Origin of the sequence: Mesorhizobium sp. ES1-3 (assembly GCF_020164795.1) — a bacterium.
GTDB lineage: Bacteria > Pseudomonadota > Alphaproteobacteria > Rhizobiales > Rhizobiaceae > Mesorhizobium.
The window spans coordinates 23,127-35,267 of sequence record NZ_JAIUGW010000035.1; the positions used below are offsets into that span (position 1 = coordinate 23,127).

The window sequence follows — 12,141 nt, forward strand, 5'->3', positions numbered from 1 at the left end:
GGCGAGATCAGCCGTCCCGATATGGACAAAAGCCGGGTCCTGGAGTTCGCCTGCATCCGATGCGGCGCTGCCTATCCCGCCAACGTCACCATCGACTCCAAAGGGTGCGCGCGGTGCCGAGACACCGCGCCGGCAAATCTTCGGCCGGTTTACGTCGCCCCGCACCCTCCCCTTTTGGACGGCGCCACTGCCGCGCGCTCGCTATGGCGCTTTGCGCACATGCTGCCTTGCACAGCCGCGGATGCCGTGAGCCTCGGCGAGGGCTTGACACCCTTGCTTGCGGCGCCGCGTATCGGCTCGTTTCTCGGCGTGCCGGATCTTGCAATCAAGGATGAAGGCCGAAACCCGACCTGGTCGCACAAGGACCGCTTCTCGACCATCGCGGTCAGCGTGGCGCGCGCACGCGGCGCGAAGATCGTCGCGACCGCCTCATCGGGAAACGCCGGCGCTTCGCTGGCGGCTTACGCGGCTAGAGCCGGGCTCAAATGCGTCGTCACCACTTTCGCGGACTCCGCCGGCGCGATGCTGGCGCAGATCCGAAAATATGGCGCGACGGTCCTGCCCCTGGTCAGCAAAATGGACCGATGGTCCATGCTGGAACAGGCGTCTGCCCGCTACGACTGGTTCATCGCCTCGCCCTATCACGGTCCAGTTGTCGGCAGCCATCCACTCGGCATCGAGGGCTACAAGACGATCGCCTACGAGATCGTCGAGCAATCGGATGGGACTGCGCCGGACTGGTGCGTCCTGCCGGTTTGCTATGGCGATGCATTGTCAGGCGTGTGGGCCGGCTTTTGCGAGCTGTACGCGCAAGGGTCGATCACGCGGCTGCCCCGTCTCGTCGCCGCAGAGGTGCACGGGTCCTTGGCGGACGCCCTCGCCAGCGGCGCCGATGCCTTGAGCGAACGCAAAATGCTCTTCGACAGCCTTGCCGTTTCGATCGGCACCCCGCGCAGCACCTTTCAGGCGCTTAAGGCTCTGCGCGACTCCGGCGGGCACGCCGTCCCCGTCAACAATCACGGGCTGATCGCGATGCAGGAACGGCTTGCGCGGGACGAAGGTATCTTTGCCGAACTGGCGTCGGTCACGCCGCTAATCGCCATTTCGACGCTCAAGGACCAAGGTATCATCGCAGCCACAGACCGCGTCGTGGCCGTCGTGACAGCCAGCGGTCTCAAGGACCTCGATCGGTCCGCTGGATCGAACGAACACGATCAGATCTTCCAGACGACGGACGACGCCTGGCGCTGGCTCGACAGAAGCGGGCTGGATCTCGTTTCATAGATTTTCCACAGCGCCGATAGCCGGCGGCACCTCACCCGGTGCCTGCGCTTTCAGCACATCGTCGAGACTGCGACGCAACCAAAGGAAGCGTGTCCATTGCGTCTCCGCGGCCGGTGCGATTGTCGTCAGCGTCCTCGGCTCAGGCAGTTCCTTGCAGGGCCAGCCAGGCAGGGACCGGAGCCAATCGTCATTGTAGACGGTCTCGACATGGCGATGGCCTTCGTCAGGCATGATGACCGCGACCTGCGCGTCCGGAAGCGTGGTTGCAACCCATTGCGCCACCAACGCGGCGGCGCCGCTGGTCGGCCCCATGAAGATTCCCTGCTCGCGCAGCAAGCGGTGCGCGGCCATATACGCCGGATAGGCGCCGACCCAATGGATCTCGTCGACAAGTTCATGTCTTACGTTTTTCGGCAGGACGCTGTTGCCCAAGCCCCGCAGCATGCGTTTGCCGACGGGCTGCCCGAACAGAATGCTGCGATGGGTATCGACGGCGAATACCGTCAGATGGGGAAACACCGTTCGCAGAAAGGACGCTGTGCCGCATAGCGAGCCGCCCGTACCGACGCAGCCGACCAGGCAGTCAACCCTGCCCACTGCCCGGATGAAAAATTCAGCCAGCCGCGCATAGGCGAGCCAGTTACCGGGACTGTCGTATTGGCGGGTCCAGAAGCCGTCCGGCTCCTTGGCCAGGATTTCCTGCAGGCGCTCAAGCCGGCCAGGCTGATTCCCGTCGCCGCGCGCATCGTCAAGCGCGATGACCGTGGCGCCGATGCGCTCCAGGCGGGCTTTGTATTTGGCATCGATCAGTGTTGAAGCGGTGACGAGGGTCAGGCGATAGTCACGTGCCGCTGCGAGCAGCGCCACCGCCATGCCGAACGTGCCGGACGTCGTCTCGACAATGTGGGAGCCTGCCTTCAGTTCGCCATTCGACGCCGCCCGATCCAGGATGTAGCGGGCCGGCATCAGCTTCATCAGCGGAAAGGCGGCCGCCACTAAATTTGGCGCCAGGAGCGCAAGCCGAGGGGTTTCAAGGTCCCTGAAATAGTCAACGTCGAGGCTCACCATGTCCAGCCCTCCGCGTTGACCAGATGGACCTCGACATCCTTGAAGCCGGCGCGTCTTATCTGCTGTGCGACCAGGGCCGCCCGTCGCTTCAGATTCGATGCGAAAAGATCGAAAATCAGACCGAACAACGAGCCGCTATGGGCGACTTGCACCCCGCACGCCCCGGCCCGCCTGGCGATTTCGGCGATCTCGTCGAAGCCCTGTTTCGGCAAGTGCCGTTGACTGATCAAGGCACTGGCCGAGGCGGCGCCTCCGAGAAGATATGGATCCTGAAGACGAACCGCCCGCGCCACCAGCGCCCGAAGCACGCCGAATTCCTGGATTTCGGCACTGTCGTAGCGCGCGGGCGGCAGCTGCAATGTGTCGACCGGGACGCCACCGCATGCCTTGAACCCGACCAGAAGCAGCGGCGGCAGGGAGCCTCCGAAATTCTCGATCACCGTGCCTTCGCGTTGCGCGAACAGGACCGCGTGGTCGTCGAAGGCGATCGCGTCACTGGCGCGCTCGGCGGCAACGGCCAGACGCCCGATGCTCGAGGGCCGCAACTGGACCTTGAAGGCCGCGGCGACTGCGCGAATGGAAGCGACGACGTCCGCGGTCGATGAGCCGTAGCCGTGCCCCACGGGAATCGAGCTTTGAAGCGACAGCTCGCCACCGCCGGCGACGTTCAAGAAATCGAGCGTGAGCCGCGCGGCTGCCGACGCCTTGACCTTGTGATCGGGGTGGACAAAGACCGCATTGCCGTCGCTCTTGGCAAAGGTCGCCTCGGACCTCAAACCGGCGATCGGCAGCGTGACGAGCCCGCGATGAAGGCGCCCGCCATCATCCTTGAAGACGCCCTGGATGAGTTCGCCGTGATGCGCAATCGCCGCTCCCGTCCCCATCGACGGCCGCAGCGTTTCATGGCTCATAAGATCGCCGGCGCCAGCCATTTTCATCTCCCCCGCGCTTTCTCGCAGCGGAGGAGGATGGCGCCGACGGCTGACACCTGCCCTCAAGGAATTCCGGTATTGACGGCTTTTTATCGAACGAGCCGGCCGGGAGGGGATGCGTGATCGATCGTCATGCGGCGGAGTCAAGGTGCCGCAGCGGCCTGCCGGCCGAAACCGACTGCGCCGCAGCCATGATACCTTGCGCATCGATACCGTAATGCCGGTAGAGATCCGCGATCGTACCGGTCTGGCCGAAATGCTCGACGCCCAGGGCACGCGTGCGATGACCATGCACCGATCCCAGCCAGGCCAGGGTCGCGGGGTGCCCGTCCAACACCGTCACGATGGCGCATGAGGCCGGGAGACCGGCCAACAGGCGCTCGACATGACTGGAGGCGCGCGGATGGCCATACTGGCGCGCCCGGGCGGCGGCTGACCATCCGGCGTTCAGCCGATCGGCCGAGGTCACGGCCAGAAGGCCGACATCGCGCCGATCTCCGGCCATCAACCCCAGTGCCTGTACCGCCTCCGGCGCGACAGCCCCCGAATAGGCGATCACCACGTCGGCGTTCGGCCCGGGTTTGCGCAACCAGTAGGCGCCATCGACGATGTCGCGCGCCAGCTGGTCCTCCATCCGCCGGACCGGCTGTTCTATAGATCGCGTCGAGAGCCTGAGGTAAACCGAACCTCCGGTCTGATCGCGCAGCCAGGTGTGGGCGTCGGGCTCGCCCTCCCCCGAACGCTGGATGTAGTCGAATGCCCAACGCAGGATGACTGCCAGCTCGTCGGCATAGGCCGGCTCGAACGTCGCCAGGCCGTCCTGCGCCATGCCGATCAACGGCGTGGCGATCGACTGATGCGCTCCGCCTTCGGGCGCCAGCGTCACGCCTGAGGGCGTCGCCGCCAGAACAAAGCGGGCGTCCTGGTAGCAGGCATAGTTGAGCGCATCGAGGCCGCGCTCGATGAACGGATCGTAGAGCGTTCCGACCGGAAGCAGGCGCTCCCCGTGAAGCGAGTGCGACAAGCCCAGCGCCGAAAGCATCGTGAAGAGGTTCATCTCCGAGATGCCCAGTTCAAAATGCTGTCCCGACGGCGAAAAGGTCCAGTTGAAGGTGGAGGGGATGCGTTCTTCACGGAACACGTCCGCCTGCCCGGCGCGCGCGAACAGACCCCGCCTGTTGACCCATGCCCCGAGATTGGTCGACACCGTGACGTCGGGGGACGTGGTAACGACATGCTTGGCAAAGTCGCTGTCCGACTTGGCGATCTCGTGCATCAAAAGCCCGAAACCCTGTTGTGTCGACATCGAGGCCTGGGCGCTGAAGCCGATCCGCGCTGGCACCGGAACAGCAGGGGCTTGGTGGCGACGCGGGACCGCCTGCGCGAAAGGAACCGATGTGAGATAGGACCGGATCGCGGTCTCATCGTATGCGAGGCCCTCGAACAGGTCCCATTCACGCCCCCCGCGGACATTCATGCTCTGTCGCAGAGTTTCCATTTGCGCCGGTGTCATCAGTCCGGCGTGATTGTCTTTGTGGCCGGCCAGCGGGAGGCCGAAGCCCTTGATCGTATAGGCGATGAAACAGGTCGGGCGATCATGCCCGCGCGCTTCCTCGAAGGCATCGATGATCCTCGCCAGATCGTGGCCGCCGAGATTTGCCATCAGGGCGGCAAGCTCTTCGTCGCTGCGCGTCTCGATCAGACGCGTGACCGGGCCCTGATCGCCCAGATCGTCCAGCAGGCGCCTGCGCCATGCAGCCCCGCCCTGGAAGGTCAGCGCGGAATAGAGCTGATTGGGGCATGCATCGATCCAGGCCCGCAGCTTTTCGCCGCCCTCTTCCTCGAAGGCGGCCTGTTGCAATGTTCCATGCTTAAGGATCACCACATCCCAGCCGAAGTTGCGAAAAATGGATTCGAAACGCTGCCACAGGCCTTCGCGCACCACCGCGTCGAGGCTCTGCCTGTTGTAGTCGACGACCCACCATGTGTTGCGCAGGCCGTGCTTCCAGCCTTCGAGAAGCGCCTCGAAGATATTGCCTTCATCCATTTCGGCGTCGCCGAGGAGGGCGACCATCCGGCCCTCCGGCCGGTCCGTGTTCCAGCCTTTTGCCCTGACATAATCCTGGACCAGGGAGGAGAACAGGGTCTGCGCCACGCCCAGTCCAACCGACCCGGTCGAGAAATCGACATCGTCGATATCCTTGGTTCGGGACGGATAGGACTGCGCGCCGTGATAGCCACGAAAATTCTGCAGCTGCTCGAGCGTCTGCTTACCAAACAGATACTGGATGGCATGAAAAACGGGGCTCGCATGCGGCTTGACGGCAACGCGGTCCTGCGGCCTCAGAATCTGGAAATAGAGCGCCGTCATCAAGGTCGAGGCGGACGCCGACGATGCCTGGTGGCCCCCGACCTTGAGGCCGTCCTCCGCCCCTCGGACATGATTGGCGTGATGGATCATCCACACAGCCAGCCAGAGAACCTTGCGCTCAAGCTCGGAAAGGATCGTCATCGTCGGCTCCTGTGAAATCGCGGCTCAACGATAGCTGCCTCGATCTTCCGAATGTGACTATTCTTGCGCGCAGCGATCGATGATATTGGCTGATCCGGCCAATAATCACGTGCAGTCGAGGGAAACATGCCAAAGCCGGCGCTTGACGCAATCGACCTGAAGATCATCGCCGCGCTGCAGAAAAACGCCAAGGCGACGACGAACGACCTCGCCGAAGCCGTCGGTCTGTCGCCCTCGCCTTGCGCGCGGCGCGTCAGGCTGCTGGAGAGCGCCGGCGTCATCAAGGGCTACACCGTGGTCGTCGACCAGAAGAAGCTCGGCTTGCCGATCAGTGCTTTCGCGTCGATCAAGCTTGAACGGCAACGCGAAGACGATCTCGACCGCTTCTCGCAAGCCGTGCTGCGCTGGCCGGAAGTTGTCGACTGTTATCTGATGACCGGCCAGCGCGACTACCTGATGCGCATCGTGGTGCGCGACCTCGAGGCTTATGAGCGGTTCATCAAGGACAAGCTGACGCGGCTGGACAACATCGCTTCCATCGAAAGCAGCTTCGCCCTCGGCCAGGTCAAGCGCTCGGAAGTCTTGCCTATCTGATCGGCCGGGTATTCTGCGTCGGTCATCGCGCCCGGCGGCTGGAAGCGAGATTGGGGGGCGGCGTCAACTCGACCGCCATTCACGCACAAATGTAATGCCCTCGCGCTACGAGCGAGAGCGCCTCTCATTACTGCGCTCGCAATATTATGTACATATTTTGTACATCTATATTGACGACTTGGCGCTCGTCAACGTAGCGTTGAGCGGCTGAGGCGGAACGCCTGCGCGCAACTCAATCTCTTGGGAGGACTGCACGATGAAATTTCGAGCCCGATCGGCCGCCATTGGCCTTGCCTGCATCGTCTATGCCGCGGTTGTTGGATCTGTGTTGCCGGCCGCGGCGGAGACGACAAAAGAACGCGTCTTGAAGGACGGACGGATCGTCATCGGCATCCACAACCGTTCGCCATGGGGCTACAAGAAGGAAGGAACCGGCGAGTTGCTCGGCTGGCACCCGGACCTGCTGAAAGCTGCGTTCGCCGATCTCGGGGTCAAGCAGATCGACTTCGAGGTCACCGAGTTCGGTGCGTTGATCCCTGGCTTGATGGCCGGGCGTTTCGACGCCGTGGCGTCCGGCCTGTCGATAACACCGCCGCGATGTCAGCAGGTCGCCTTCGGTGCTCCTGACCTGAGGTCGGACGACGCGGCGATCGTACTCGCCGGCAACCCCAAGGCGATCCATAGCTATGCGGATCTTGCCAAGAAATCCGACACGATCATGGGCGGCGGCCGCGGCAGCAACGTCATCCAGAACGCCGTCGCCGAGGGCGTCCCTGGGGATCGCATCCTGCAGTTTCCCGACATCGAGACCAACATCGCGGCACTGCGCGCCGGCCGCATCGACGCCGCGGTATTCTCTTCCCCGACGGTGATCGGGCTGCTGGCCGGCAAAAAGAGCCCCGATCTGGAGCGGGCCAACCCATTCACGACCGACGAGAAGTCGATCAGCTACATCGCGATCGCGTTCAGGAAGGATGATGGCGACCTGCGCGACCTTTACAATCAGGGCCTTGCAAAAGTCATGTCGAACGGCACGATTGCCACCATCATGGCGAAGTACGGATTTGGTCCCACGGAAAACGTGCCGCCAGGATTGACGACGTCGCAGTTGTGCGGTGCCGCCAACTGACCAGCGCTCGGCGGCCGAAGGCGCTGGCATCAGCAGGATTGGAGGCGCCGCGCGAGCTCGGGCGGCGCCACGGTCCGCCAACACCCCTTCAGATCACGTTTGTTCCGGATCGCGGGAAGGCTCGACGTCGTCGGGAAGCTCCTGCCGCAAATTCGGTCCTTTGGCTAGGCGCCTGCCAAGCGCGGAAACGAAAGCTTCATAACGCTCGCTTGCCTTGGCGCGCGCTGCCTGGGCCATCGGCTCAGGCAGCGCCGGAGTGGTGGCCAGCCAGAAGCGGATGAATACCGCGTGCGTTTCGACCGAGATGCCGACATCGCGCTCCAGCCGCGCGATCCGGCGGTCGATCCGGTCGAGACGCTTGGAGATCGCCGCCTCGCGTTGCGCGTCGGCATCCGGAGAGAGGAAAGAGGCGATCGCCGCTTCAGCGATGAGCGACTGCGAGCGATCGCGCCGGGCGGCATATTCGAGGAGCGCCGCCATCACTGCAGGATCAAGATAGACGGAAATCTGCACCTTTTTCTTGCTTGCCGCCACAGTCGTCACAGCCCCATGCCGTCGTCCGGATCGAGCGCGATCTGACGCGCCACGCCCCGAACAAGGCGAGCCATCCGGCTGCTGCTCGCAGCCAGATCATCGGCCTCGTCAGGCGCGTCGATCTCGAATTCGTTGACGAGCGGTGGCTCCGCCACAGCCCCGAGAAGGGGATCGAGTTCGGGCTGACGTCGCAGCTCGGACTCGGTCGATTCCTGCTGGGTTTTCGCCATGACAGTTGCGGCTCCCGTATCCGGTGGCGGAAGCGGCAATGGAAGCGCCGTCCAATCGTCAGGCTCCGGCTCGGCTCGATCCGTGACAGGCGGTGGCGGCAGAATGCGCTCCCGCAATCGCCGGTCTTCGAAATAGCGCGCCTTCTTCGCCCGGATCGGCGGCGTGCCGGCCAGCATGACGATCTCATCGCCAGCCGGCAATTGCATGATCTCGCCGGGCGTCAGCAATGGTCGCGCCGTCTCCGAGCGCGAAACCATGAGATGACCGAGCCATGGCGAGAGCCGGTGACCGGCATAGTTCTTCATCGCCTTCAGCTCGGTTGCCGTGCCCAGGGCATCCGACACGCGCTTGGCAGTGCGCTCGTCGTTGGTCGCGAAGCTGACGCGCACATGGCAGTTGTCCAGTATCGAATTGTTCGGCCCGTAGGCCTTCTCGATCTGGTTGAGGGACTGCGCGATCAGGAAGCTTTTCAACCCGTAGCCGGCCATGAAAGCGAGCGCCGACTCGAAGAAGTCGAGCCTTCCGAGCGCCGGGAATTCGTCAAGCATCAGAAGCAATCGATGGCGATTCGTCCTGGCGTGCAGATCCTCGGTCAGACGGCGGCCGATCTGGTTGAGGATGAGACGGATCAGCGGTTTGGTGCGACTGATGTCGGACGGCGGCACGACGAGATAGAGCGTCGCTGGACGAGCCTCGGCGACCAGGTCGGCAATGCGCCAGCCGCAAGCGCGGGTCACCTCCGCCACCACCGGATCGCGATAGAGCCCGAGGAAGGACATCGCGGTCGAAAGCACGCCGGAACGTTCGTTGTCGGATTTGTTCAGAAGTTCCCGGGCGGCGCTCGCGATCACCGGGTGCGGGCCGCCCTCCCCCAGATGCGGCGTCGTCATCATGGCTGACAAGGTCGATTCGATCGGCCGCTTCGGATCGGACAGGAACGCCGCGACGCCGGCCAGTGTCTTATCCGGCCCGGCATAGAGCACATGCAGGATCGCGCCGACCAAGAGCGCGTGGCTCGTCTTTTCCCAATGATTGCGCCGTTCAAGCGAGCCTTCCGGGTCGACAAGGATGTCAGCGATGTTTTGGACGTCGCGGACCTCCCATTCACCGCGACGAACCTCGAGCAAAGGGTTGTATGCGTCCGACCTGGCGTTTGTCGGATCAAACAGCAGCACCCGTCCGTGGCGGGCGCGGAAACCGGCAGTGAGGCTCCAGTTCTCGCCCTTGATGTCATGGACGATCGCCGAGCCAGGCCAGGTCAGCAACGATGGCACGACAAGGCCGACACCCTTCCCCGAGCGCGTCGGCGCAAAGCAAAGCACATGCTCGGGCCCATCGTGGCGCAGATAGTGAGATCCAAAGCACCCCAGCACCACGCCGTCGGGGGCAAGCAGGCCTGCCGCCTGCACCTCGCTCCTTTCGGCCCAGCGCGCGGAGCCATAGGTCGCGACCTTCGTCGCCTCGCGGGCACGCCACAGCGACATGCCGATCGCCATGGCGATCGCGATGAAACCGCCCGAGGCGGCAATCAGACCGCCGCGCACGAAGATGCCCGGCGCATAGGCGTCGTAGAAATACCACCACCAGAAGATGGCGGGCGGGTAATAGACTGGCATCCCGCCGATGACGAACCACGGCGCCCCCAGCCGCTCCTGATAGCCCAGCTGCCAGGCCGACCATTGCGTCGAGGCCCAGATCGTGACGAGCACGATCAGGAAGACGAGGACGATTTGCCCCCAGAGGACTTTTGTTCCCGACATCTCGCTTCTCCTCGCTCCCGAGGTCGGCGAGGTTTAGGAGAAATTCAACAGCCGGATCACGCCAATCGCGCCGCGTCGCGCTGTCGGTGAGGAAGACAGGCGATCGGCAGTCAGATCGGTTCGTCGTAAAAGGCGCCGTCACAAACCAAGTCCGCGCTTGCGGCCGAAACTCCAATCGGCGCCGCCGTCGCCGCGAATGACCCCGGAGACGTGATTTCCTAGATGACGCTCCAACGATGGCGTCCAGGGCACCAGCTGAAAGCCGAGCCCGTCATCGATCATCGCGAAACGGCCCGATGCGAGCGCGAAGCGCTGCCTGTAGGTGCCGGACACGAATTCGCCTTTGGCGGCGCGGTTGAATGGCTGGCCGGTTTGGACCGCGAGCCGGCTGCCCAGCGCGTCGAGTTCCCTTCGGCGCAGCGTGTCGACCAAGTTGCCGGCAAAGACGGTACCGCCCGGCCGCCGCTCGGCCAGCCCCAATCCGACCAGGTGCTCGGCGCGCCGATCGAGCGCCTGGAGCACCTCGGCGCCGAAGCCACTCTCGGAAAGAGCCGCGGCAGGACGGGCAAGCGCCTGGCGGTCGAGCCAGGTCGCCCCCTCCGCAACGACCTGACGCTCGATGGCGAGATCGGAGCGCACGGCAAGCGCCAGCCGCCGGCGTCCCTGAGCGTCCTCAAATTTGCGCAGTTCAACAACCGAGCCTGGCGCGCCGTCGCCCGCCGCCTCGAGATCGGCGAGCCGGACGTGGTGGCAGCGGCCGTCGACGCCATCGATCACGGCATAGGCGGTGCCCTTGAGTTCGTCATCCAGTCCGCGCTCGACCAGCCGGCCGATAGTCTTCTCATCGACGTTCTCGGCGGCCAGCACATAGCTGGCGGTCGCGCGCTCGATATCGCGGGCCGCGAATGCACGATGCATGCGTTTGATGATATCGCCGCGCTCACCCATCTGGCGCAGCGTTGCCTCCGCTCTGTCGCTGACAACCCACTGGCCCGGACCGAGCTGCTCGGCGAGGCCGAGGGTTTCCAGCCTGCGCAGCCGCCCGAGCTTGGGCGCGACGAATTCATCAGGCTGGCGATCGGCATGCGGCGCGAGATCGATGAGGCCATTGTCGCGCGCGTCCCGCAGCAACTGGCGATCGAGCCCGGTCCACCGCTCGGCCTCGACCTGACGCTCGACATGCCGGCGGATTTCGAGATCGGATCGGGGGCCGAGCTCCTGCGTGATGAGATCGCTGGCGCGATCGCGCATGCCACGGCTGATGTAGTCGCGCGAGATCACCAGGTCCTGGCCGTCGTCGGCCCGGCCGCGCAGGATGACGTGGACATGCGGATTGTCGGTGTTCCAATGATCGACCGCGACCCAGTCGAGTGACGTACCGAGATCCTTCTGCATGCGACCCATGAGATCACGGGTGAAGGACTTCAGGTCGGCCATCTCGACGGCATCCTCTGGCGAGACGATGAAGCGGAAATGATGGCGGTCGTCCTTGCAGCGCGCGACGAAATCCGTGGTCGACGCATCGTCGACCTCCGGTCCGAACATGCGGGCTTTCGCGTCATCGCGTGTGACGCCCTCGCGCCGCAGATAGTTGAGATGGGTGCCCAGGGGCGCGCTATGTTTCGAATGGCGAACCACGCGGGTCTTGATCGTGGTGACGCGGGAGCGGCCGGTAAGCAAACGGTTGGCCTGGATGCTGGCCACCCTGCCGCGTCCGAACTGCGAGCGGTTCCCGGGGCTGATCCGGCCGGACTGCGACACGCCACCGCCAGCCTTCTGAGCGGCCGCCAGCGCCTGGACGATGAAGGGCCGCGACGATTGGGCTCGCGTCGAGCGAATGCGGCCCGGACGGACACGGAAATCGCGCTCATCGGACATCGCTGCGGCCCGCACGCTGCAAACAGCGAAGCAAATACAATAACTTGCATGTCCTCCGCACATTGCGCCGAGGCGCTGCAATGTGCGGGAAGTGGGGAAAAATGCAGCGAATACAACCAACCGACCGCCGCACAATGTGCGCCCTTTTATCTTGCCATCTTAATCGGTTGTGCTTCCGGTGAGCTTTTCGACATCGTCGTTCCTCTCTTTTGGTGCGAT

Annotated in this window: 9 protein-coding genes; 3 read left to right on the plus strand and 6 right to left on the minus strand. The window is 64.0% G+C overall.

The features are described 5' to 3' along the window. Positions 1-21: 21 nt before the first annotated feature. On the plus strand, positions 22-1,284 hold the full coding sequence (locus LB536_RS29210) for a threonine synthase (protein ID WP_224598580.1): 1,263 nt from the start codon (positions 22-24) through the stop codon (positions 1,282-1,284). Here the strand turns inward: LB536_RS29210 and LB536_RS29215 are convergent. From LB536_RS29215 to LB536_RS29225, 3 genes are read right to left on the minus strand one after another with little or no spacing between them, the layout of a single operon-like run. After that, complete coding sequence (locus LB536_RS29215; RefSeq protein WP_224598568.1) at positions 1,279-2,352, minus strand: PLP-dependent cysteine synthase family protein; 1,074 nt, start codon at positions 2,350-2,352, stop codon at positions 1,279-1,281. The two genes, LB536_RS29210 and LB536_RS29215, sit on opposite strands and share 6 nt — an antisense overlap. Next, a complete protein-coding gene (locus tag LB536_RS29220) occupies positions 2,346-3,491 on the minus strand; it encodes a kinase (RefSeq protein WP_318013521.1) in 1,146 nt (381 codons plus the stop codon). The genes LB536_RS29215 and LB536_RS29220 overlap by 7 nt, the downstream gene beginning before the upstream one ends. Beyond that, positions 3,415-5,796, minus strand: coding sequence for a transketolase (locus LB536_RS29225; protein ID WP_224598569.1), 2,382 nt, complete (start codon positions 5,794-5,796; stop codon positions 3,415-3,417). The genes LB536_RS29220 and LB536_RS29225 overlap by 77 nt, the downstream gene beginning before the upstream one ends. A 126-nt stretch (positions 5,797-5,922) precedes the next feature. On the opposite strand from LB536_RS29225, the gene LB536_RS29230 reads away from it, so the two are divergent. Beyond that, positions 5,923-6,390, plus strand: a complete 468-nt coding sequence (locus LB536_RS29230) for an Lrp/AsnC family transcriptional regulator (protein WP_224598570.1) — start codon at positions 5,923-5,925, stop codon at positions 6,388-6,390. Positions 6,391-6,646: 256 nt separating this feature from the next. Further along, entirely contained in the window at positions 6,647-7,519 is an 873-nt protein-coding gene (ehuB, locus tag LB536_RS29235; protein ID WP_224598572.1) for an ectoine/hydroxyectoine ABC transporter substrate-binding protein EhuB, read from the plus strand. 93 nt (positions 7,520-7,612) lie between these two features. Here ehuB and LB536_RS29240 read toward each other — a convergent pair whose 3' ends face one another. The 3 genes from LB536_RS29240 to LB536_RS29250 form a co-directional block, all read right to left on the minus strand. Then, complete coding sequence (locus tag LB536_RS29240) at positions 7,613-8,053, minus strand: CopG family transcriptional regulator (protein ID WP_224598574.1); 441 nt, start codon at positions 8,051-8,053, stop codon at positions 7,613-7,615. A gap of 5 nt (positions 8,054-8,058) precedes the next feature. Beyond that, positions 8,059-10,044 (minus strand): conjugal transfer protein TraG, encoded by a 1,986-nt coding sequence (locus LB536_RS29245; RefSeq protein ID WP_224598576.1) that lies wholly within the window; start codon positions 10,042-10,044, stop codon positions 8,059-8,061. Between the two features lie 138 nt (positions 10,045-10,182). Then, on the minus strand, positions 10,183-11,922 hold the full coding sequence (locus LB536_RS29250; RefSeq protein ID WP_224598578.1) for a relaxase/mobilization nuclease domain-containing protein: 1,740 nt from the start codon (positions 11,920-11,922) through the stop codon (positions 10,183-10,185). Positions 11,923-12,141 lie beyond the last annotated feature (219 nt).